18 protein-coding genes are annotated in these 23,056 nt (G+C 43.3%); 5 read left to right on the top strand and 13 right to left on the bottom strand.

Annotation, left to right across the window (positions count from 1 at the left end; all coding sequences use genetic code 11):
* Nucleotides 1-385 precede the first annotated feature (385 nt).
* The 10 genes from LIZ08_RS09470 to LIZ08_RS09425 all read right to left on the bottom strand — a co-directional run bounded on the left by LIZ08_RS09470 (nt 386) and on the right by LIZ08_RS09425 (nt 14,634).
* Complete coding sequence (locus LIZ08_RS09470; RefSeq protein WP_227038748.1) at nt 386-970, bottom strand: DUF1307 domain-containing protein; 585 nt, start codon at nt 968-970, stop codon at nt 386-388.
* A 127-nt stretch (nt 971-1,097) separates the two neighbouring features.
* Nucleotides 1,098-2,096: a UDP-glucose 4-epimerase GalE gene (galE, locus tag LIZ08_RS09465; RefSeq protein WP_024055822.1), complete on the bottom strand. Its 999-nt coding sequence runs from the start codon at nt 2,094-2,096 to the stop codon at nt 1,098-1,100.
* Between the two features lie 63 nt (nt 2,097-2,159).
* Entirely contained in the window at nt 2,160-3,632 is a 1,473-nt protein-coding gene (gene galT, locus LIZ08_RS09460) for a UDP-glucose--hexose-1-phosphate uridylyltransferase (protein WP_227038747.1), read from the bottom strand.
* 12 nt (nt 3,633-3,644) lie between these two features.
* Complete coding sequence (locus LIZ08_RS09455) at nt 3,645-4,823, bottom strand: galactokinase (RefSeq protein WP_264463582.1); 1,179 nt, start codon at nt 4,821-4,823, stop codon at nt 3,645-3,647.
* 238 nt (nt 4,824-5,061) lie between these two features.
* On the bottom strand, nt 5,062-7,473 hold the full coding sequence (locus tag LIZ08_RS09450; RefSeq protein ID WP_227038746.1) for a glycoside hydrolase family 3 N-terminal domain-containing protein: 2,412 nt from the start codon (nt 7,471-7,473) through the stop codon (nt 5,062-5,064).
* Between the two features lie 124 nt (nt 7,474-7,597).
* Nucleotides 7,598-9,040, bottom strand: a complete 1,443-nt coding sequence (gtfA, locus tag LIZ08_RS09445) for a sucrose phosphorylase (protein WP_227038745.1) — start codon at nt 9,038-9,040, stop codon at nt 7,598-7,600.
* 430 nt (nt 9,041-9,470) lie between these two features.
* Complete coding sequence (locus LIZ08_RS09440; protein WP_021153463.1) at nt 9,471-10,304, bottom strand: carbohydrate ABC transporter permease; 834 nt, start codon at nt 10,302-10,304, stop codon at nt 9,471-9,473.
* A gap of 13 nt (nt 10,305-10,317) precedes the next feature.
* Entirely contained in the window at nt 10,318-11,184 is an 867-nt protein-coding gene (locus LIZ08_RS09435) for a carbohydrate ABC transporter permease (protein WP_024055928.1), read from the bottom strand.
* Between the two features lie 13 nt (nt 11,185-11,197).
* Nucleotides 11,198-12,457, bottom strand: coding sequence for an extracellular solute-binding protein (locus LIZ08_RS09430; RefSeq protein WP_134974561.1), 1,260 nt, complete (start codon nt 12,455-12,457; stop codon nt 11,198-11,200).
* Nucleotides 12,458-12,471: 14 nt separating this feature from the next.
* Nucleotides 12,472-14,634: an alpha-galactosidase gene (locus LIZ08_RS09425; RefSeq protein WP_227038744.1), complete on the bottom strand. Its 2,163-nt coding sequence runs from the start codon at nt 14,632-14,634 to the stop codon at nt 12,472-12,474.
* 163 nt (nt 14,635-14,797) lie between these two features.
* On the opposite strand from LIZ08_RS09425, the gene LIZ08_RS09420 reads away from it, so the two are divergent.
* From LIZ08_RS09420 to birA, 3 genes are all read left to right on the top strand, one after another.
* Complete coding sequence (locus tag LIZ08_RS09420; RefSeq protein WP_227038743.1) at nt 14,798-15,631, top strand: AraC family transcriptional regulator; 834 nt, start codon at nt 14,798-14,800, stop codon at nt 15,629-15,631.
* Nucleotides 15,632-15,698: 67 nt separating this feature from the next.
* Nucleotides 15,699-16,706: a LacI family DNA-binding transcriptional regulator gene (locus tag LIZ08_RS09415; RefSeq protein ID WP_227038742.1), complete on the top strand. Its 1,008-nt coding sequence runs from the start codon at nt 15,699-15,701 to the stop codon at nt 16,704-16,706.
* A gap of 8 nt (nt 16,707-16,714) precedes the next feature.
* Complete coding sequence (gene birA, locus LIZ08_RS09410; protein ID WP_227038741.1) at nt 16,715-17,650, top strand: bifunctional biotin--[acetyl-CoA-carboxylase] ligase/biotin operon repressor BirA; 936 nt, start codon at nt 16,715-16,717, stop codon at nt 17,648-17,650.
* Between the two features lie 112 nt (nt 17,651-17,762).
* Here the strand turns inward: birA and LIZ08_RS09405 are convergent, their stop codons facing one another.
* The 3 genes from LIZ08_RS09405 to LIZ08_RS09395 all read right to left on the bottom strand — a co-directional run bounded on the left by LIZ08_RS09405 (nt 17,763) and on the right by LIZ08_RS09395 (nt 20,675).
* Nucleotides 17,763-18,275, bottom strand: a complete 513-nt coding sequence (locus tag LIZ08_RS09405) for a hypothetical protein (protein ID WP_070594988.1) — start codon at nt 18,273-18,275, stop codon at nt 17,763-17,765.
* 141 nt (nt 18,276-18,416) lie between these two features.
* On the bottom strand, nt 18,417-19,352 hold the full coding sequence (locus LIZ08_RS09400) for an N-acetylmuramoyl-L-alanine amidase family protein (RefSeq protein WP_070594989.1): 936 nt from the start codon (nt 19,350-19,352) through the stop codon (nt 18,417-18,419).
* A 384-nt stretch (nt 19,353-19,736) separates the two neighbouring features.
* A complete protein-coding gene (locus LIZ08_RS09395) occupies nt 19,737-20,675 on the bottom strand; it encodes an N-acetylmuramoyl-L-alanine amidase family protein (protein ID WP_129824116.1) in 939 nt (312 codons plus the stop codon).
* A gap of 527 nt (nt 20,676-21,202) precedes the next feature.
* Here LIZ08_RS09395 and LIZ08_RS09390 point away from each other — a divergent pair.
* On the top strand, nt 21,203-22,306 hold the full coding sequence (locus tag LIZ08_RS09390) for an ABC transporter permease (protein WP_201088180.1): 1,104 nt from the start codon (nt 21,203-21,205) through the stop codon (nt 22,304-22,306).
* A 1-nt stretch (nt 22,307) separates the two neighbouring features.
* On the top strand, nt 22,308-22,997 hold the full coding sequence (locus tag LIZ08_RS09385; RefSeq protein WP_049472617.1) for an ABC transporter ATP-binding protein: 690 nt from the start codon (nt 22,308-22,310) through the stop codon (nt 22,995-22,997).
* The last annotated feature ends 59 nt before the right edge of the window (nt 22,998-23,056 follow it).

The following is a 23,056-nucleotide window of genomic DNA, read 5'->3' as shown; positions in this document are numbered from 1 at the left end:
CCCACTCAACCACTGCGTCTTGCTCGACAATCCAAAAACAATTGAGAGGCTAGGATTTTTGTCCCAGCCTCTTTTTTATATTTAATTGTATTTCTTCCAACCCCTTCTATTACATCTTTAATTTCAAAAGGGATGAATTGTTTGATCAGTGCATAAGTAAACTGGATAGATCTTCTCAATACTTCCTACTCGTCAGTGGACTTCTTAACTGTAATCACTCAACTAAAGGTTTTATTCATACAAATGCAAATCATGATTTGCACTCTCTAAAAAGATATCACTCATTTAAATACTCTTTTCCTTAAATCCTATTCTACCAAAATATACCCATGAATTCATACTAAAACAAAAAGAGAGCAGCAAACTGAGCTGCTCTCCATTTTGTTTATTTTTCTACCATTCCGCCTTTGATAAGACTGTCTTTCGTTACTGAATAACTAACTGTTTTGTCATCTAGGGGATTAAATCCTGGGACGATTTCTTTTAATTTATTAAAATCGATTTTTGTGTAATCAATGGTATTGCGGATATAAAAGATTCCGTCTTTGTATTCTGATGTCAGTTCAAATCCATGTCCCATCAGATCTTTGAATTTTTCTTGGCTCTTGGCGACGGCTTCTTTCATGGTTTCAAGAGGGTTTTCACCAGGCACTTTTGAGACGTCGTAATCATCAACTTTTTCTTGTAACAACAAGGTATCTCCCTTGTAATACAAGGTTACAGTTGACTTACCTGCTTCATCACTTGTTTCGAGAACGGTTTTTTGTGCACCTGCTAGTGCATCTTCTTTTTTGCTTTCATCAGTTGATGACTCTTTTGTCTTTTCTTTAGCGGATGATTTAGTTGTTGCTTTACTTGTCGCCTTAGTAGACGATGGACTAGTAGATTTTGTAGTCTCTTTTTGTGCGCAACCAGCTAAAAGAAGACCCGCTGTCAAGAAGACGGCTAACATTTTTGTGGTTTTATTCATTTTGAATACCTCACTTTTTATGATGGTTAAGGAAATGACTGACGTTTGAAACGAGTCATTTAGCAAGATAAACTGTCGTTTTAAATGTTATTAGAAAAGTCTCAAAAATGATGTCCGCAGTCCCTCCTTATCGATCATTGTAGCCATCTGGGTGGCTGGAATGCCAAGCCCAGGCTGTTTGGATGATGGTTTCGATATTGTCAAATTTGGGTTGCCAGCCGAGGATGGCACGCGCCTTCTCAGAGGATGCGATCAAGGTATCAGGATCTCCTGGTCTGCGATCGGCCAGCTCAAGTGGGATCGGATGACCTGTCACCTTGCGGGCTGCTTCAACGATTTGAAGATTGGAGAATCCAGTCGATGAGCCCAGATTAAAGGCAGTCGATTCATTCCCATTTCGGAGATACTCCACTGCTAAAAGATGGGCATCTGCCAAGTCAAATGGATGGACATAGTCCCGTACATTGGTGCCATCTGGTGTCTGGTAGTCATCTCCAAAAATAGAGATCTTCTCGCGTTTGCCTTGGGCCACTTGCAAGACGATCGGCAAGAGATGGGTCTCTGGTCCATGGTCTTCTCCGATGGATCCATCTGGCTTGGCACCCGCTACATTAAAGTAACGAAGGGGCACATACTTGATCCCGTAGGCTTGATCGGCCCAACGCATGATGGTTTCCATCATGAGCTTGCTTTCACCATAAGGGTTGATTGGTTTTTGCGGAGTGGTTTCAAGAATCGGAATTTCTTCTGGAATGCCGTAGGTGGCAGCAGTTGAAGAAAAGACGATGTAGTGCACCCCACATTCATGCATGACTTCCAAGAGTTTGACCATGCCTGCTGTATTGTTATCAAAATATTTCAATGGATCGGCCATGGACTCCGCGACCAGTGAGTAGGCCGCAAAGTGGATGACCGCATCGATATCTGCGTGTTCCTTAAAAACAGTGCGCATAAAGTCTTGATCCGCCAGGTCTCCTTGGTAAAAGACGGCATCTGGATGCACCGCTGCACGGTGGCCTGTGACCAAGCTATCGACCACGACGACTTTTTCCTGTCCTTCATTGACCAAGCGGTCCACCATGTGGGAACCGATATAGCCAGCTCCTCCGAGTACGAGTATTGCCATTTGTTTTCCTTTCGCTTCTTGTCTTCTCTCTTATTGTACCAAATTTCTGCCACTTCTCCACACTTAAAGTGTCGCAACAAAGCGTCTAAAGGCAGCTTGTCCTTCTGCTGTTCGCTTGTAAACTCCAGCATCTTCCAGCACACGCGCAAAGATCTGGCCAACTGATTCACGGACAAGGACTTCTGCCTCTGCTTCGTCTGTGATGGCTGGGTGAGTGGCTTTCAAATCATCTGCCCAATCTCGGTGGTAGGTCGCCACTGTGCTCTCACGTCCAAGCAAATAGTCTTGAACCTGCTTGAGCTCTTCCTTGAGGCGAGGTGGCAAAATGGCCAAGCCCATGACTTCGATTAGACCGATATTTTCTTTTTTGATGTGTTGCACATCCGCATGTGGGTGATAGATGCCATCGGGATGCTCTGGTGAGGTTTGGTTGTCACGGAGCACCAAGTCCAGTTCATAATGCCCATCACGTATCCGTGCAATGGGGGTAATGGTATGGTGGGGCTGACCGTCGGATGCCGCTAAGACTTGAACTGCTGGATCCGAGTAGCCTCGCCAGGCTGTGAGGATATGGTCTGCCAGGGCAATCAATTGCGCCTTGTCGTCTGATTGCAAGCGGAGAACTGACATGGGCCAGTTGACAATCCCTACCGATACAGCCTCAAATCCCTCAACGCTAAAGCTTTCCTCAACAGGAGCCAGCTCCATAGGGAAGGTGTGGCGTCCGCCTTGGTAATGGTCATGAGTCAGGATGGATCCCCCTACAATGGGCAGGTCTGCATTGGAGCCCGCAAAATAGCCTGGAAAAGTCTCGACAATGGTCAAGAGTCGCTCAAAGGTCTTGCGACTAATGGCCATGGGAACATGCTGGCTATCGAGGAAAATGCAGTGTTCATTGAAGTAGGCATAAGGGGAATACTGGAAGCCCCAGTCATGACCGTCCATATCAAAGCGAATAATCCGGTGATTGGCCCGAGCTGGATGGTCTAGGCGACCTTGATAGCCTTCATTTTCAAAGCATAATTTGCAGGCTGGATAATGACTGGCTTTGGCAAGTTTGGCCGCTGCAATGTCTTTAGGATCTTTTTCAGGTTTTGACAGATTGATGGTGATTTCAAGAGAACCGTAGGGAGTTTCTGCCTCAAAGGCAATATTTTGCGCAATGGCTTTGACCTTGATGTAATCATTACGCTTCGAGAGGGCATAGAAATCCGCAATCGCGTCTTCTTTGGACTGACGGTAGGTCTCCCAAAAACGATGGTTGACTTGACTGGGACTAGGGGTGATCCAATCCATCAACTCCGCGCCTAGGCTGTCCTTGGCGGCCATACTATCCTGGATCTTGCTATTTGCAACAGCGATCTCTACCAGCTGATCTTTGAGTGCGATCAAGTCTTCTTTTTGAGCTGGGGCGTCTAGCCCTTCTTCTCCAACGCGACTCATGATGCGATTTTTTTGATAAATCCGATCCATCTCTTCGTAGTCACTCGCCGCAATGACGGCTGTGACAAATGCATCTAATACCTGTTCTGTCATCCTATCTCCTTTTTAATCGATTACCCGTGTTCCTGCCGCAACTTCTGCAATATAAAAGCTAGGCGCATAGCCAACGACTTCTTCATAGCGTTTGCCAACAGCTTTTTTAAAGGCTTCAACCTTATCTTTGTTTACGAGGGCAATGGCACAACCACCAAAGCCTGCTCCAGTCATACGAGCGCCCAAGACACCTTCTTGTTCCCAGGCTGTATGCACCAAGGTATCCAATTCTAGACCAGTCACTTCGTAGTCATGCTCCAAGGATACGTGGGAAGCATTCATGAGACGGCCAAAGCCTTCCAAATCACCTGCTTCAAGTGCCTTACGAGCTTGGAGGGTCCGTTGATTTTCAAGTACAGCATGGCGAGCTCGTTTGATGCGATTTTCATCCTTGATCAAGTAGCTGTATGCATCAAAAGCCCAGAGATCCAATTCCCCTAAGGTTTGGATATCCAATTTTTCTTGGAGTTCAGAGACGGCGGTTTCACATTCTGCCCGACGTTCATTGTATTTTGAATCCGCTAATTCCCGGCGTTTGTTGGTATTCATGATGACTACGACATTGTCTTTGAGGTCCAGCGGTACCAGATCATACTCTAGGGTGTTGGTATCGAGATAAATAGCCCGTTGATCAGCTCCCATACCGATGGCAAATTGGTCCATGATCCCAGAGTTAACTCCGATGAAGTGATTTTCGGTTTGTTTCCCGATCTTGACCAGATCTAGACGATCTAAGTGAAGATCATATAGTTTCTCAGCGATGACGCCAATCAAGAGCTCAAGCGATGCTGAAGAAGAAAGACCGGATCCATTTGGAATATTGCCGTAGACATAGACGTCCATTCCGCTATCAATGACATGACCTGATTCTTGCAAGAAGTGGAGCACGCCTTTTGGATAGTTGGTCCAGTTGTGCTCTTTTTCAAAGTGGAGATTTTCAAGTGGAACTTCAATGATCCCCTTGTCTTCAAAGTTTCCTGAGAAGAAACGCAAGACCTTATCCTCACGCTTTCTTGCCGCTCCGTAGGTACCAAGTGTGATGGCTGCTGGGAAGACATGGCCTCCATTATAGTCAGTGTGTTCACCGATCAGATTAATCCGTCCTGGTGAAAAGAAAGTGTGGTCAGCCTTTTCCCCAAAGACAGCCTGGAATTTTGCTTGTAAATCTTGAGATGTGATTGTTGTCGTCATGAGAAACTCCTTTAGTTTTGTAAACGTTTTTATACTTGTATTATATCTGATCACAAGTAAAAATTCAAGTATTTTTAGTAAAATTTTATTTAATTTTTATTTTATATTTAAAAAGCCTACAATATAGGTTTTTAACCATATTTTATTTTCAGCTAACTTGGTATTGTTCGAGTTAATTTTAGTAAAACTTTACCAAAAATCTCAATTGGGAAATCACCCAATTGAGATTCTTCATTTCTTAGTGTTTCTTTCTTGGATAGACAAAAGATCCAAGGAAGGTTAAGAGGCTGATGCCCATGAGGGAGAGGAGGTTCCCTGTTTGACCGGTTTTTGGCAATACCGATGAGGCAGGACTGGCTGACACGCTTACAGGAGCCTGATCAGTGGCTTGTTTCACAGCGATCGGAGTAACTTGTGGACCATCAAGAGGGCTAGCTTTTTCTTGCTTGCTAACAAGGACCTGTGTTCCAGTGTGACCAACCTCTACTGGTTGTGTTTGATGAGTTGGATCTTGAACTGGTGAAGTTGGATCTTGGGTTTCTGGTGTTGGCAATGGTGCAGGTGCTGAATAGAAGAGACCATGACCAATGCGGTAGGCGTACTCTGTTTCAGACATTTTTCCGTCTACAATTTTTGGAATATCAACCGGTAAGGTACCTAGATGTTCCTTGCCATTGAAGATGACTTCCACTCCTGCAGGAATATTAGGGCCAAATGCATTGTCTGGTTTGAGGGATTCCGTTGGATCCATTCCCTTATTTCCATAGACTGCTAAAATGGCTTTGGCTGCTGGATAGTTGGCTACATCATAAGGTTTAGAGATAGAAAGGACTGCTGCCTTCTTATGGTTGGTGTTGGCATAATTGACGATTTCTGTTGGGATCTTGGTCCGCCAGAAATCTTTATCCAGTTGCCCTTCATAACCGATCTCTGAAATCACTACGATGTGAGTGGCTTTTTCGAGATCTTCTTTTAGACTATCAAGGGTGGATTCCTTAGTGAAGTTCTTGGCCACAAAGGAGGTGTCTTTTGGAAGCACTCCGTCAGCAATTAAGCGACGCATACCCAAATCGAGTCCAGGAACTTCGTTTTCAAAAGCTCCTAAGAGTAAGACATGGTCCCCTGTTTGCACCTTAAATGGCAAGGTATTGTCTTCATTTTTTACAACCGTCACCGCTGCTGCTGCAATCTTACGTTCCAAGTCACGGTTGAGGCTAGATCCGACTGCTTCTTCTGCTTTTTCAGCTGTCCGAGCACTTGGATTAAAATTCAAGACCCCACGTTTTTCTTTGAGGGTCAGAATCCGGCGAACCGACTCATTTAAGCGTTCTTCTGAAATGTCACCGGTTTGGACCGCATCTACCACCGCATTGACAATGGTATCAATCTTAGTCAGATCGGCTTTACTGCGAAGGGTCGTTGGCATCAAGACCAAATCAACTCCTGCCTTGATGGCCATTTTCACAGCTTCCACTTCACCAAAATTCTTAGCGATAGCATCCATTCCCATGGCATCAGAAACAATCACGCCCTTATAGCCGTATTTCTTCCGTACCAAGCCCGTTAAAATATCATCAGAGAGTGTCGCTGGAACATAAATTTTCTCACCCGTTTCTTTTGACACAACCTGATCTTTTTCAATCTGTGGGTATTGGATATGAGCCGTCATCAAGAGGTCTACCCCTTCATCCATGGCTTTTTTGAATGGAAGGAGTTCCAATTTTTCAAGTTCGGCAAGAGATTTATCCACCAATGGCAGACCCGTATGGGAATCGACTGCTGTATCTCCATGACCTGGGAAATGCTTGGCTGCTACGGCTACATTGTAGTCCTGAATGCCTTTCATCATCGGAATACCCAAGTAGGCAACCCGGTTTGGATCAGATGAGAAGGAACGAAGCCCAATCACAGGATTTTGAGGATTGTTATTGGTATCTAGCACCGGAGCAAAATCCACATTCAAGCCTAGTGCAGAAAGCTCCCGACCGATGATTTGACCGGCTTCTTTCGCAAGTTTAGGATCATTGGTAGCCCCAATGGCCATATTGCCAGGAAGGGCAGTACCCGTACCCAAGCGGTAGACGATTCCCCCTTCTTGGTCGATGGCTAACAATAGCGGAATCTTCCCGTTATTGGCCTTGTTTTCGATCGCTGCTTTTTGCATATCTTGCGTCAGAGCCAGAGTTTGCTTGGTTTCTTTGACGTTTTCAGCAAAAAGAATGACGCCCCCAAAATCATATTTATCAATCGCATCTGCCACTTCACCATTGACCTTGGTAAGATCCTGTGGCGACTCCTGATTAGCCTCCTGCCACTTACGGAAGTCCGGCATGATCATTTGAGTCACCTTTTGTTTAAGTGGCATGTTTTCAATCAGTTTTTCCACTTCAGGAGATGCCGTCTCTGTCGATGTTACCGTTGGGGAGGCAGCAGGGACAGCTGCACGGTCTGTTGAAGTCGGCGTTTCGGCCACTTCTCCCTGATTTTCTGTGGTGGTTTCTGGCGTTGGAGAAGCTACCACCTCTTCTACTGTTGCTGCCGGTTCATTGACTTGATCCGACGCTTGAGCTGTGTCTGCTTTTGCTGTTTGAACGGATAATAGAGCAAAAGCCGTTAATAGGGCCGCAGATGGATAAATGATTTTTTTCATAAAGCGACCTCCTTTCTTTCAATAGATATTGTACCATTGTTTTATAGTTTTGTAAACGGTTGCAACATCTAAAACAGAAAAAGGATAAGCTTTTTTACTTATCCTTTAGTTCGTTCATATTTTTTTAAAACACCATTTCTTGACCATTTTCTGTCACTTGGTAAGTACCCTCAGCAAGATTGATTCGGGCTACTGCTGTGGAAGTTTGGTCTTTATTTTGGCGCGTGATGACAATGGTATGATCATCTGGTGTTTCCACCTCAATGCTTCCTTCTAGATCAAAAGCTTGCGAGTTGTTCCGGAAGCTAAAGAGCTTGAGAAGGGATTGCACGACTGGACGCTCTACTTCTTGAGCGATTTCTTCATTGCTGTAGTAATGACGATTGATATTACGGCCTTCTTTGGTGTTTTCTAAGAGTTCCAAATCATTCTTCCCGGCTAGGAATCCAACATAATAAACTTGTGGAATACCTGGTGCAAAGGCTTGAATCAAACGGGCTAGGAAGTACTTACGATCGTCATCTCCGAGCGCTGAATAGTAGGTCGAATTGATTTGGTAGATGTCCAAGTTGTTGTATTCTGCTGTGGAATATTTGCGTTTAACATTTGCCCCTACCTTATAGAGCTCATTTGACGCATAGTCAATCTCTTCATCTGTCAAGATATCCTTGACATCGACCACCCCAATCCCGTCATGGGTGTCCAGCGTCGTGAACTGCTTCATAGGACTCATCTTCAACCACTTGGCAAGGCGCTCCACTTTTGAGCTATAGAGGGTATAGAGGGTTACCATGGGTAGCGCAAAGTCATAGACATAATAGTCGTGATCGGCAATCTTAAATTGGATGGAATAGTGCTCATGAATCTCTGGAAGAAGCTCAGCACCGTAGCCTGCCGCCATATCACGCACCTTATCCAACAAATCCCAAATGTCTGGCTCCACGAAGAAATCATTGGTGTCCAATTTCTTCACCGCATAGGCAAAGGCGTCCAAACGAATGAGGTCACAGCCATTGCTCGCCAGGTGTTCGATGGTCTTGCGAATAAAGTCCATGGTCACTTCCTTGGTCACGTCTAGGTCAATCTGCTCTTCCCCAAAGGTATTCCAGAGATGCTCAGTCGTCCCATCCGCAAAAGTGATGGCTTGTTTTGGAGCTCGGTCTTTGCGCTTATAAATCAAATCAACGTCTGCTTGAGTCGGACGATTCTCCGGCCAGAACTTGTCCCAGTTGAGGAAGAGATCCTTGTAGGCACTTTGGTCATGCTTTTCTTGGTAGTCCTTGTAGTATTTAGATTGACGAGAAATATGATTGATCATAAAGTCAAACATGAGATAGTACTTGTCGCCCAAGCGTTTGACATCTTCCCAATCTCCAAAGGCTGGATCCACTTGGTCATAGTCCACAGGCGCAAAGCCTCGGTCACCAGTTGATGGGAAAAATGGCAAGAGGTGAACTCCACCTACTGCATCCCCAAAGTGCTTCTCAAGATTTTCATAGAGATCCTTCAGGTTATTTCCTAAGCTATCTGAGTAAGTAATTAACATGGTTTTATTTTGAATTGGCATAATGGTTTCCTTTTCTTTTTTTGAAAGCCAAGTCTGAAGAGACCTGGCTTTTATAAGTTTATGTATTTTAAGAATTGCTTTCTAGGATACGATTGAAATCAGCAAGCTGAATCGTCCCTTTGTATACGGAATTGAACACGCCCTATGCTCTGTGTGAAAAAGATGAATCTTCCAAGAAGCCAAGGCTTTTTATTCAGATTCCCTATATTTCCACAGCCGTTACTACTTCATTAGTCTACGGATGTGGATGCCCTAGGGTACTACAGAAATTTTCAGCAAGCTGAATCGTCCTTTTGTATCTGGAATTGAACACGGGACTAATTTCTTAGGAAAAAAGATAAATCTCCTTGTGTGCAAGCACACTACGTCGATTTCCTATTTTTCTACAGAAATTTTCAGCAAGCTGAATCGTCCCTTTGTATCTTATTTCTTATTTCACTGCGCCGTTGCTCATTCCTGCGATGATATGGCGTTGGAAGAAGAGATAGACAATGGTGATACTGATAATGCCGACAACGTAGGAAGCAAAGCTTGGTCCGTAGTCGTTGAAATATTGGCCTGCGTAGTTGTATTGGAACAAAGGCAAGGTCCACATTTTGGAATCCCGGTTCAAGACAAGGAGTGGCAACATGAAGTCATTCCAGAACCAAAGAGCATTGATGATCATTGTTGTCGCATGCATCGGTTTCATCATCGGGAAGATGATACGGAAATAGGTTGTGAATTTATTAGCCCCATCGATCTCTGCTGCTTCATCCAGACTTTCTGGGATAGAGATTTTGATATAGCCGACATAGAGAAAGAGGGTCTGTGGGATCGCATAGGTCAAGTAGAGCAAGATCAAACCAAAGGTGTTAGCCAAACCGAGTTTACTCATCATAACCGTAATCGGAATCATGATGACTTGGAAAGGTACGAAAATCCCAAGAATCAAGAGGGTGTACATGATGGTAAAGGCTTTTCTCTTACTCATATTACGTGCAATGGAGTAGGCTGCCATGGGGATAAAGATCATTACTGCAAGTAAAGACAAGACAGTGATGACGACAGAGTTCCAATAATAGCCTCCGATCCCATCAGCCAAGAGACGGCTAAAGTTGTCCCATGTGAAATTGGTTGGAAATCCAAAGAAATTGTCTACGATATCCTTGGTTGGTTTGAAGGAACTAAAGAGGGTGGCAAGGAGTGGCACTAAAATCAGAACCGATCCTAGAATCAATAGAATGTATTTGCCAATCAAGGCTTTTCTTTCATCTTGTTTCATCGTGCTTCTCCTCTTAAATTTCAAATTTCTTAGATACTCTCAATTGGATGATCGAAATCACTACAATCAAGAAGAACAGGATTACGGCAATGGCATTGGCATAACCGAATTGGTTGTTTTTAAAGGCGTAGTTATAAACCAAGAGTCCAAGTGAGGTTGTGGCATTGTTTGGACCCCCACCAGTCATGGCAAAGACTTGGTCAAAGGCGGTAAGCCCACCTTTTAGGGCTAGGATAAAGACCATAGAGACACTTGGCAACAAGTAAGGCAATTCAATATTCCAGAAGACTTGCTTGCTCGTCGCACCATCGATTCTGGCTGCTTCTGTAATTTCAGATGGGATAGATTGCAGACCAGCTAGGAAGATAATGATGGGCATGGCCACCCCTTGCCAAAGAAGGACAAAGACAGCCGCAAAGATAGCTCCCCACTTAGTCCCTAAAAGACTAGTTTGAAGAAACTCAATATGAAGGGCATTCCCAATCGCTGGTAGACCGTAGTTGAAGACTTGTTTGAAGATCAACGCCACTGTCAAACCAGACAACACAGCTGGGAAGAAGAACCAAGCACGGAAGAAGGTTTGGCCTTTAATTTTAGAGTTCAAGACACGCGCAATGAAGATCCCAAGGGCAATCTCACCAACTACCATGGCAATCGTGATGATCGCAGTAAAGCCAATGGCATTCATGAATTTTGGATCCATAAAGAGGAGCTTAAAGTTGTTCAAGCCAACAAATTTGTAGTTATAGGTCAAACCTGTCCAGTTGGTAAAACTGTAAAAGGCTCCTTGGAACATTGGCACATAGAAGAAAATTGCTTGTAATAAGAGGGGAATGACCACAAAAGCCCATGCCCAATATTTTTGTAATACTTTTTTCATCGTCTCTCTACTCCTAATCCACATCCGCTTTCATCGGGTTAAAGAAGGCATTCAAATCATTGACCATTCCTTGTTTATCACCTGTCAAGACATAGTTCATCGTCAAGGTATGGAAGTCTGCTTCACTGGTCCAGTATTGTTGCAACCACACCAAGTGACGATCCGTAAAGGCATATTTGGTCATCCCAGCAAGCGGTGAATCCTCTCCTGCTTGTTTGACCCCTTCGATCGCTGTTGGAGATCCGTCCACATCATAGTACTTTTGCATGACTTCTGGACGGGTCATGTATTCCACAAAGGCATTGGCTTCTTTTGGATGTTTGGTAGTAGCGGAGATAGACCATGCTAAGTCTCCCGCACCAACGGTTAAGCTTTGTCCTTTTTCTTTCCCTGGAATCATGAAAGTCCCAATCTTAAATTTCGGTTTTTGTTCATTGATCGCGGTGATAGCCCAAGATCCATTTGGTGTCATGAGGACATCCCCACGCGCGAAGGCTCCGATAACGTCTGTATAACCTGCACCTTCCCAGTTCTTTTGCTTCGAACCTTTAATGCGAAGGATATCCATGACCTTGATGTCATCTTTCATAATCGGATCAGACAATTTAATGGAATTTGGCTTAGAATAACGAAGGTATTGGTTGGCTTCTTTTCCTCCACCTGCTGCTGTCGCAAAGGCCAATTGATTGTAACCATTGAGGGTCCAAGCTTCTGCTCCTGCAATCCCAAATGGGGTTTGTCCTTTGGCAACGATGTCTTTTACCAACTGTTTAAATTCGTCCCAAGTTTCAGGAACCTTCAAGCCCAATTCTTCGAATTTATCTTTGTTGTAGTAGATTCCGTAAGCATTGGCTGTGAAAGGAACGTTGTAGACTTTTCCATTTACGGCATATTTTTCAGCGTAGCCGTTTTTCACGCGTTTGAGATAGTCTTTATTGCTTAAATCTTCGAAGACACCCGCTTTTGCCCATTCTTGCAATTCGATGGACTGTGGGTAAATATTGACTACATCTGGCACATCTCCTGCGAGAACACGTGTTTTCAATACTTCACCAGCATTTGGTACATTGACAACTTTGACCTTAACCTTTGGATTTTCCTTTTCAAAATCACGCGCGATTTCTTCCAAGGTTTTGGTCATTTCTTTTTTCTGGTTGAAATACTCGATGGTCACTGTGCCATCCGCAGATTTTCCATCGTTGGAGCAAGCACCGAGCCCAAACAAGGCTAGGCCTGTTGTCGCAAGAAGTCCGATTTTTTTATACCATTTCATTTGGCTGTCTCCTTTTATTTTTTGACAAAAACATATTGTTTGCTGAGGAAATCTCCCTGAGGAAGAACGACGGTTAAGCCGGCATACATGAGCTCAGCTCCTGAATAGACTTGGTCCGTCCCTTCTAAGCGATAGAGCGCATCTTCTTCCAATCCTTTGAGGTATAGGGTCGGCTCGATCTCCTCAACCGTTGATAAGACCCGTACATAGGTTACAACCGTGCGGTCTTGATAAGTGAACTGGACGGCTGCTTGATTGCTACCTTGGCTTGGATTGATCAAGCGGTAGTGTTTTCCGAACTGAACAAGTGGTCGAATCGTTTTGTAATGAGCGACTTGAGCTGCAATCCTATCCAACTCTTCTTGCGGAAGACTGGTTAGATCCAATTCATAGCCCAGATTTCCCATCATAGCTACATGACCTCGCGTTTCAAGTGGTGTCATCCGTCCCATCTGGTGATTTGGAACAGCTGATACGTGAGCCCCCATAGAAATGGTAGGATAGAGGTAGCTAGAACCGTACTGGATCGGAAGTCTGGCAATGGCATCCGTATTGTCACTTGCCCAGACCTGAGGGAAGTAACGCATCATACCGAGGTCATTGCGGCCACCGCCTCCAGAGCAAGACTCAAAGAGAATGTTCTCATACTTCTCTGTTAAGTAAGAAACCACTTCATAGAGGCCCAAGATATACGCATGGGATTGCATCTTGGTTTCAAGGTAGGTTTTACCATTTCCAAGTTTGGTGATATTGCGGTTCATATCCCATTTGATATAGTCGATCTCATGGTTTCCAAGTAAGTCATCCAAGACCTGCTTGATATAAGAAACCACTTCTTTATTTGCGAAATCGAGTACTAGTTGATTCCGTGAATAGGTGTGTTCATAGCCTGGGACTTGAATAGCCCATTCCGGATGAGCCCGATAGAGGTCGCTATCAACAGAAATCATTTCTGGCTCCACCCAAAGGCCAAATTGAAGTCCCTTGTCGTGGATGCCTTGGATCAGTTCTGCTAGGCTTCCCCCTAATTTTTCTTCATTGACAGTCCAGTCACCGAGAGCCCGATTGTCATCATAGCGATTACCAAACCAGCCATCATCAAGAACAAAGAGTTCGATTCCCACTTTTTGAGCCTCATCTGCCAGCTCCAATAATTTTTCTTTCTTAAAATCAAAGTAGGTGGCTTCCCAGTTGTTGATCAGAATTGGACGTTCTTTATGAGCAAAGGGACTAGGAATGATATGGTTTTGGACAAATGCTTGACTTTCTTGACTGAGACCAGTCAATCCCTTATGGGAGTAGCTGATCATGGCTACCGGCGTATCAAAGCTCTGATTTGGTGCCAACTCCCAGGAGAAGTTTTCTGGATTGATTCCCAATCCAACGCGAACTTCATTGAGTTGATTCTTTTGAACAAATCCTTCAAAATTCCCACTGTAGAGCAGTTGGAAGGCAAGGGCTGAACCGGCATCTTCGGTCACTTCATGGTCAGCAAGGATAAGAGCTGGGGTCTGGGCATGTCCAGAAGCACCACGGTTGGAGCTGATGGAGAAGATTCCTTGCTCTACTTGCTGACGGCGGACTGTTTTTTCTCTCGCATAAGCGCCTTGAAGGGTGATGACATCATAGTCACCTGCTGGGACATCTGCCATCACACTAAGGGCCTTGTGGATCACGACGGTTTCATCACTGCAGTTTTCAATCTTTGAAAAGCTAGTGATGGTTGCCCGGTCTTCGTAGGCTGTGTAATAGAGGGTCAAACGCAGTGCTGCTTGATCATCTTCAAAGACCAAGGCCAAGGTTTCAGCCTGATCTACTGAGTGAGGGTTCGGAAGAGCGGACGCCTCGACACTGCCAGAGTAGATATTGGCTCCGACATAGAGGAAATCCGTCACCTCTGTAACGCCGTGCTGGATTTGAATCGACGGCTTTCGGAAATCTCCAAGCCCGTGTTGTCCCAAGACCTGACGCTGGGTATCTAGACTAAAGATGCGATTGTCAGGTGTTGGATTCCCAGAGAAGGCATGATCTTTTTCATGCACAGTATTGGAAGAATGATAAGACGGGATCGGACGTCCCAAATGCTTAAGCATCAGGTAGCCATCACGATTTTCAAGGATGAGGCTCAATCCCTTACTTTCTACATAGAACAAATTTTGTTCAATACGAATTGCCATGTCTTCCTCCCATTGGATCCTAAAAATCTATTACTATGTATTTTTATTTCTAGTTCCCATATCTTTCTTTTTTAACATGTCTTTATTTTACATAATGTAAACGCTTCCGAAAATAGAATTTTGTTGGGCTTATATGGTAAAATGTTAGGTAGGAGGTTCAGCTTTGTTAGTCTTTTCTGAATACCAAACCGACACCATTGATCTATCCCTTGATTTTTACGGCTACGAAGATTGCCCGAAGAACTACGAATTCGGACCTAGCGTCCGTGACAATTTTGTTCTACATTTTATCACCAAGGGAAAAGGTGTCTTTCACATCAATAAAAATGAAATCCACTTAGAAGCTGGAGATCTCTTCCTCCTCCCTAAAAATATGGTGACCTACTACCGGGCAGATGCTGAAGATCCTTGGTCCTACTACTGGATTGGCATCAGTGGCACCAAGGTAAGTGATTTCATGCGCTTTTCTACCTTGCATGAAAAAGGCTTTCTAAAGAAAACAGAGGTGGAAACCGAACGGATCGGCCAGTTTATGGAACAACTCGTCCACAAGGCAGAGGCTTCAAAGATGACTTCGCACTACCAACTCCACCTTCTCTCGCAGATCTATGAACTGCTATTTCTTATCAGTGAAGTGGCTCCCGATATCCATCGGAGCCATCCATCTCCCACCTATCAGCTCTATCTGACCTGCAAGCATGTGATTGAGACGCATTACAATAAAGAACACTTGAGTATTCAAGAGATCGCTGATGACCTCAATGTCCATCGGTCTTACCTGACAACTGTTTTTAAGGAGTTTCACCAGATCTCTCCCAAGGAATTCTTGCACTCGGTCCGCATGCAGCGTGCCCAGCAGTTACTGACCAACACAGACGAAAGCATCAAGATCGTGGCTTACTCGGTTGGCTTTTCAGACCCCCTCTATTTTTCAAAGGCCTTTAAGGCCTATAGCCACCTGACTCCTAGCCAATATCGTAGCAAACATAAAATTTAGTAAAAATTTATTTCTTTTTACTAGTATTTAGAGTATACTGGAACTAGTAAGCAATAAAGGATGAACCATGGCAACGATTAAAGACATTGCAGAAAAAGCAGGCGTTTCTCAGGCAACGGTCTCTCGCGTCCTCAACCAGGATGCGACCTTATCGGTTGGTGAAGACACGCGCAGTCGGATTCTTCGCATCGCTGAGGACCTGCATTACCAAAAGAAAAGCCGCAAAACAGTGCCTCAACCAGTTGAAGATTTTCATAAAATCGTCATCTTTGAATGGTACACACGCGAAGAAGAATTAGATGACCTCTACTACTATGCCATTCGGATGGGGTTAGAAAAACAAGCCCAGGAATTAGGCTATGAGATCTTTCGTATCTTTAATAATGACGATTGGTCCTTGATTCAAGAGGCAGACGGCATTATCGCTCTTGGGAAATTCAGTCCCAAGACCATTCGAGATCTAGAAAGCTACGGCAAACCCCTGATCTTTGTCGATAGCAATACCCTCTATCTAGGGCATTCCTGTGTGACGACCGATCTAGAAGATTCTGTCATCACCGCTCTCGAGTATTTCCTTGATCATGGCCACAAGGAGATTGGGCTCTTGGTCGGGCAGGAAGAGACGGCAGATGCGACACCACTTCAGATGGATCCCCGTCAACGAACCTTTCAACAGTTTCTCACGGAAAAAGGACTTTATGAGGAGCGCTTTGTCTCTGTTGGTCAATTCTCGACCGAGTCGGGTTATCAGATGATGGAGCAACTGATTCAAGCATTGGGCGACGACTTGCCAACTGCCTTTTTCATGGCCAGTGATGCCTTAGCTGTCGGGGCTCTTCGGTCCCTTCAGGAGCATCAAATCGCAGTTCCTGATCGCGTCAGTCTCATTTCCTTCAATGATACATCGATTGCCAAGTATGTCTTTCCTGCCCTCTCTACAGTGACCGTCTACACGGAAGAAATGGGCAAGCAAGCCATTCAGATGTTGCGACAAACCTTTCAAGGGAATCAACCAAGTGTTCCCTATATGGTCAAATTAGCCACTAAACTCACGATTCGAGACAGCAGTCGCTAGGAGGTCCTATGAAAACACACGAAATCCTCTTTCAAACCCTTTCTCAGGCAGATGATTATGTCAACGGGGAGCAGCTGGCGCAAGAACTAGGTGTTTCCCGCACCTCTATCTGGAAGGCCATCCAACGTCTAGAAAAAGATGGGGTCGTCATCGAATCCCTCAAAAAGAAGGGCTATAGACTGGTCTCAGGCGATATTCTTCTTCCTGAAGTCATCGCAAGCAATACCCAGTTGACCGTGTCCTTGAATGAAGAATGCAGCTCCACCCAATTGGACGCAAAATTAGGCATAGAAACCCATCAAGACGGCAAGGCCCTCTACCTGGCCAATTCGCAGTCCGCTGGAAAAGGCCGCTTTGGTCGTGACTACTACTGCCCCGATCAAGGAGGCATCTATATGTCCCTTCACCTCAAACCTCAACTGCCCCCTGCGGAGCTCCCCCCTTATACCCTCATGGTCGCTGGAGCCATCTTCAAGGCTATTAAAAACCTGACCCTGATCGATATCGATATCAAGTGGGTCAACGATATTTACTACCGCCATAAAAAAATTGGGGGAATCCTCACCGAAGCTATCACGTCCATCGAGACTGGTCTTGTCACAGATGTCATTATCGGAGTCGGTCTCAATTTAGCCATTCCTACTTTCCCAGAAGAGCTAGAAAGTAAGGCAGGTTCCTTATTTGAAGGGCCTTGTCCCATCACCCGCAATGACCTCATCAGTGAGATCTGGAAGGAATTCTTCCAAACAGATGTCGATGAACTGGTCTACCTCTACAAAGAGCGCTCCCTGGTCCTAGGACGAACTGTCACTTTTGAGCAGAACCAACAGACCTATCAAGGCCTCGCCAAAGACATCTCTGATACCGGCCAACTCTTGGTCCAATTAGACAATCAAGAAGAAATCTGGCTCAATAGCGGCGAAATCTCCTTGACGAAATGGTGAAAACGAGTATAGAAAAAAAGCCACCCGAAGGTGGTTTTTTTTGATCTATTTTGAAAGCTCCTTCTACCCAAAGACTACGGAACTTCATTCTTTTTAAGATATCCATAACTAGTTACGGCTTTAGCTCTTGCTCCATTTTTTTTACAAAGTGATTTAATGCTGTTTGCACTTTTTCTAGGAGCTCTGTTTGCTGAGAATCACTGACCTCAACTCGGTTTGTGGTCCCATCTTTCTCAATATGGAAATAACTAACATGTAGTAATCCCCACTCTTTATCTAATGAAAAGGCTACATCTATTTTTTCACCCTCAATGATCGTTGAAGAGGTAATCAAGATTTTATTGTCATCTGGACTAGGAACTCGTACCATCCATTTCAAATCCCCATCCATTTCCAGTTGGTCTATGCCACCCACACGTCTGATCTCTGCGTCTGAAGGAATCCCATAGCCAGCTTTTCTAATGGTATTGGCATTACGATGATCAAGTATTCTTGCCAGCAATTCAATTTTATTTTTAGATGAAAAATTTAGAGCTGGTTGTTCATTCGGAACAAAGAGAAGCCAAGCTACTAACACAGTAATTCCTAATAATAGAAAGATCAATCCTTTTTTTAGCACAGACATCCTCCTTTCCTCACTTCTTTTCTAGCTCCTCTTCGATGTATGTCTAGTATAGAACAAACCACCGCGAGGGTGGTCTGTTATTATCGTAATTAAAAACACCTCAAAAGCTAGAAATAATCCAACTTTTGAGGCGTTAATCAATTAAGGCTCATTATTGATAACAGAACCACCACTACTGAATGTATAAGAAACACCGTCTATAATTAAAGTTTTATTCATTGCAAATGCACCACCGTCGTTAGGATCAGCATAATATCTTGTTCCGTTTAAATCAAGCCAGCCTGTTTTTAAATCACGATTAACTGGGTCAAAATAATATTTTTTTCCATCTATTAATGTCCTCTGACCTACAAATGCCTTACCAAATTCGTCAAAGCAATACGTTTTCCCATCTATAGTTTGCCAACCTGACAATCCTTCTCCACTTTCTGGGTTGTAATAATACCATTCTAGACCAGGGTATCCTTGTTTAGATATCCAGCCCGTTTTCATATCGGAATTAACTGGATCGAAATAATATCTTTTATCACCTATCTTTTGGAAACCTTTTAACGCACTATTTTCAAAGTAATACCATTTCCCATCTATATTTCTCCAACCGGTAGCTTTTTCTCCGCTTACAGGGTCGTAATAATTCCATTCCGTACCAGAATATCCTGGATTAGATATCCAACCAGTTTTCATATCACAATTAACTGGGTCGAAATAATAAAGTTTTCCATTTATATTTTCATGACCAGAACGTGCTCCAAATGGAGTAAGGTAATACCATTTCCCATCTATCAATTGCCAGCCTCTTTTTTCCTCACCGGTTACAGGATCATAATAATACCACCCAGAGTAATCTCCACCATTATACACATTATATTGCCAGCCAGTTATCATATATCCTCTATCATCAAACTTATAGCTTTTACCGTCAATATTAGCTTCTGTGTTTTTATAATAAGAACCATTGTTCAGTGAATACCACCAACCAACATTATCTTGATGCCAATCAGCCTTAACTTGTGATACTGGGGTTAAAAGTAATATTAGCAATGCACCACCTAGCAAACACTTAGTTGCTTTTTTCATTTGCATTTCCTCCTTATATTTTGTATACGCTTTCATTGTAGCATGTTTATTTCTCTAAATCAAATAATGTGTGGATATAAAGAGGTCACTGTCAACGAATTCAAATATAAAGTCACTCTCTTTTTATTTGTCCTTTAAAAGGCTATCAGTGTCCACTTTTAGATAAAATCATATAAGATATTATCTAAAAGTAGACCAAAAAGTAATTAAAGAAATAACCTGCTCTATTATTAAAATTTTAGCAACTGACTTTATCAATGATTATAAATGAAGCTTATTAGCTACCTAATAACTCACTCTGGTTATATAATAAAATTCTTTATCATCATAGTTAAAAACACCTTGAAAGTTAGAAAAAAATCTAACTTTTAAGGTGCTGATCAATTAAGGTATATTGTTTATAAGAGTACCTCCATTATCGAATGTGTATGAAATACCGTCTATAATTAAAGTCTTACTTCTTGCAAGTGCACCACCATCATTTGGATCTGCATAATATTTATATTTACCTGACTCAAACCATCCTATTTTCAATTCACAAGTATCTGAATCAAAATAATAATCTTTTCCATCTAAACCACTTATATGACCACTGTATGCCCCATACAGGCCAAAGTAATACTTTTTCCCATCTATCTCTTGCCAACCTGATAGCTGTTTCCCACTTTCTGGGTCGTAATAATATCTTTTTGTACCAGAGGCCTCTTGTATGCTTACCCAACCCGTTTGCATATCGCAGTTAACCGGATCAAAATAATATTTTTCTCCATCTAAATTCTGCGAACCTTTTAAGGCACCAAATATAAAGTAATACCATTTCCCATCTATATTTCTCCAACCTTTAACTTTTTCTCCGCTTACAGGGTCGAAATACATATTTTCTGTCCCATAATGGAATTGTTCAGATACCCATCCTGTTTGCATATCACCATTAACTGGGTCAAAATAATAATTTTTCCCATCTATCAATTGCTCACCAATAAGTGCTCCACTTCTAGTAAGGTAATACCACTTTCCATCTATATTTTGCCAGCCAATTTTTTGATCACCATTTACTGGATCAAAATAAGACCAGTTTATTTTTTTCAGACTAGTAGCATTACGCTCCGCTATCGGCTGCCAGCCGGTCATCATATAACCTCTGTCATCAAATCTATACCACTTCCCGTCAATATAAGCTCCTGTGTTTTTATAATAAGAACCATTGTTCAGTGAATACCACCAACCAACATTATCCCGTTTCCAATCAGCCTTTACTTGAGACATTGGAGTTAAAAGCGATATCACAATCGCACTAGCAAGCAATAGCTTATTTTTTTTCATTTTCTTTCCCTCCTTGCACGATCTTTGTATACGCTTTCATTGTACCATGTTTATTACTCTAAATCAAATAATGTGTGAATATAAGGAGGCTATTATCAATGTATTCAAGGGTAAACAAAAAAATTTGCACAATTTGCTTATAATAAAAGAGGCACTTACTACTCTACTTATTTTCTTCCAAAATATTGCCAATGTCCATTTAATGTCAAATACAATGTGACTTATCCATCAATTGTTTATTTATCGATTGCGAAATCCCCTAAAAGCAGTAATTTGAAAAATAACAAAATTTTAAAAATCTTAAATTGAGTCTTGAATATTCATCATAGCAAACTCTCAACTTTCCGGAAAACGTTTCTTTTTTTAGAAAAATATAATTTCATTATTTATCATTCAATAATTTTTGATTCCTTCATACTCCCCAAACACCATCCCCCTATTATCCCCCCACTTGTGGTATGATGGTAGAGTATGTTTAGGTGCCGTCAACCCTGCTCGAGCACCTCCGTGCTAAAAGGAGAACGAATATGAAAATCGCATGGAATGAAATTAAATACCAACCCAAGAAGTTTATCCTGATTGAACTCCTCATTACCATCCTTATGTTTATGGTGGTATTCTTGTCCGGTCTGACAAATGGACTGGGCCGGTCGGTATCAGCCCAAATCGATAACTATGGGTCGCTGCACTACATCCTTTCGACGGATTCAGAAGGGATTATCCCCTTTTCAACTATTAAGGTGAAGGATTTAGATGAGGTCCAAAAGATAGAGGGGATGGACTATTCGGGCTTGTCCATCCAGCGGGCGACCGTCTCAAAAACAGAGGATTCCAATACTCTGGATATCACCTACTTCGCGACCGATCACAATGAAGAAGAAATCCTCAACCCAATCATAGAAGATACAGACCTCAAGATCTCCGACTTAAAGAAAAACGAGATCATTTTGGACAGTTCTTTCAAAGAGGATGAAGGGATCCAAGTCGGCGATCACGTGATCGATAAAACCTCTAAGCAAAAACTCAAGGTCGTGGCCTTCGCGAAAAATGCCAAATACGGCTATAGCGAGATTGGTTTTATCAGCTCGGATACCTACACAGGCATGCGACAAAAAACAGATCCAAGCTATCAATGGCAAGCCCAAACCCTTGTGACCAAGAAAAGCATCCCTTCTAGTGATCTAGCCAGCAACTTGATGGTGGCGGATAAGAAGCAGGTGATCGATAAAATCCCTGGCTACAAGGCTCAAAATCTGACGCTACGGATGATCACGTGGGTGCTCTTACTCGCTTCTTCTGCTATCCTTGGGGTTTTCTTCTATATCCTTACCTTGCAGAAGTTGAAACAGTTCGGCGTCTTGAAGGCCATTGGCATGTCCATGAGCCAGATTACCTATGTCCAACTATCCCAGCTCACCATTATCTCCCTCATCGGAGTGCTGCTGGGACTTGGCTTGGCAACCATAATGGCGCCATTTTTACCCAATAGCGTCCCTTCCTTTATGACCCTGAAGGACAATCTCACCATCTCGGTTAGCTTTATCCTGACCTCTATTTTGTGTGGTGCCTTGTCCCTTGTCAAAATCAAAAAAGTAGATCCAATCGAAGTCATTGGTGGAAATGGAGAATAAGATGGCCATTATCGAATTAGAAAATATCAGAAAATCCTACGCCGATGGTAGCCAGATGCACCATGTCCTCAACCAGCTGAATTTAAGCGTCGAACCCAACGAATTCGTCGCCATCTTGGGCCCTTCAGGATCTGGTAAGTCCACGCTTTTAGCCATCGCTGGCTTGCTTTTATCAGCGGATGAGGGGCGGATTCGCATCGCAGGCCAAGACTTGACTGGACTCAACCAAGGCCAGTGGACGCAAAAACGGCTGGAATTGCTCGGCTTTATCTTTCAGGATCACCAGCTCCTCTCCTATATGAAAATCGGTGACCAGTTAGAACTGGTGGCCAAATTAAAAGGGGAAAAGGACAAGAAAAAACGCCAAGAGGAAGTCAAGGCTTTGTTGGCAGATCTTGGCATCGAAGCTTGTTACCACCAATACCCGAATCAGATGTCGGGTGGGCAAAAACAACGGGCAGCCATCGCTCGGGCCTTTATCGGAAATCCGCAGGTCATCTTAGCCGATGAACCAACGGCTAGCCTAGACCCAGATCGAGGGCAAGAAATCGCCCAATTGATCCAAAAAGAAGTCAAATCCAAAAACAAGAGCGCCATCATGGTGACCCATGACCGCTCTATCCTGACCTATGTGGATACCATTTATGAATTAAAACACGGCCAATTGCTAAAGGTAGAAAAGGTTGATTAAATACAAAAAGAGGCTGGGACAAAAGTCCTAGCCTCTCAATTGTTTTTGGATTGTCGAGC

This window comes from Streptococcus sp. 210928-DFI.4.42 (assembly GCF_020554365.1).
GTDB classification, from domain to species: domain Bacteria; phylum Bacillota; class Bacilli; order Lactobacillales; family Streptococcaceae; genus Streptococcus; species Streptococcus parasanguinis_S.
This window is presented reverse-complemented; position numbering and strand designations above follow the sequence as displayed.

Bases quoted from the DNA above. Each gene is read 5' to 3' on its own strand.
- LIZ08_RS09470 (WP_227038748.1), bottom strand. From the start codon at position 970: ATGAATAAAACCACAAAAATGTTAGCCGTCTTCTTGACAGCGGGTCTT.
- galE (WP_024055822.1), bottom strand. From the start codon at position 2,096: ATGGCAATACTCGTACTCGGAGGAGCTGGCTATATCGGTTCCCACATG.
- galT (WP_227038747.1), bottom strand. From the start codon at position 3,632: ATGACAGAACAGGTATTAGATGCATTTGTCACAGCCGTCATTGCGGCG.
- LIZ08_RS09455 (WP_264463582.1), bottom strand. From the start codon at position 4,823: ATGACGACAACAATCACATCTCAAGATTTACAAGCAAAATTCCAGGCT.
- LIZ08_RS09450 (WP_227038746.1), bottom strand. From the start codon at position 7,473: ATGAAAAAAATCATTTATCCATCTGCGGCCCTATTAACGGCTTTTGCT.
- gtfA (WP_227038745.1), bottom strand. From the start codon at position 9,040: ATGCCAATTCAAAATAAAACCATGTTAATTACTTACTCAGATAGCTTA.
- LIZ08_RS09440 (WP_021153463.1), bottom strand. From the start codon at position 10,304: ATGAAACAAGATGAAAGAAAAGCCTTGATTGGCAAATACATTCTATTG.
- LIZ08_RS09435 (WP_024055928.1), bottom strand. From the start codon at position 11,184: ATGAAAAAAGTATTACAAAAATATTGGGCATGGGCTTTTGTGGTCATT.
- LIZ08_RS09430 (WP_134974561.1), bottom strand. From the start codon at position 12,457: ATGAAATGGTATAAAAAAATCGGACTTCTTGCGACAACAGGCCTAGCC.
- LIZ08_RS09425 (WP_227038744.1), bottom strand. From the start codon at position 14,634: ATGGCAATTCGTATTGAACAAAATTTGTTCTATGTAGAAAGTAAGGGA.
- LIZ08_RS09415 (WP_227038742.1), top strand. From the start codon at position 15,699: ATGGCAACGATTAAAGACATTGCAGAAAAAGCAGGCGTTTCTCAGGCA.
- birA (WP_227038741.1), top strand. From the start codon at position 16,715: ATGAAAACACACGAAATCCTCTTTCAAACCCTTTCTCAGGCAGATGAT.
- LIZ08_RS09405 (WP_070594988.1), bottom strand. From the start codon at position 18,275: ATGTCTGTGCTAAAAAAAGGATTGATCTTTCTATTATTAGGAATTACT.
- LIZ08_RS09400 (WP_070594989.1), bottom strand. From the start codon at position 19,352: ATGAAAAAAGCAACTAAGTGTTTGCTAGGTGGTGCATTGCTAATATTA.
- LIZ08_RS09395 (WP_129824116.1), bottom strand. From the start codon at position 20,675: ATGAAAAAAAATAAGCTATTGCTTGCTAGTGCGATTGTGATATCGCTT.
- LIZ08_RS09390 (WP_201088180.1), top strand. From the start codon at position 21,203: ATGAAAATCGCATGGAATGAAATTAAATACCAACCCAAGAAGTTTATC.
- LIZ08_RS09385 (WP_049472617.1), top strand. From the start codon at position 22,308: ATGGCCATTATCGAATTAGAAAATATCAGAAAATCCTACGCCGATGGT.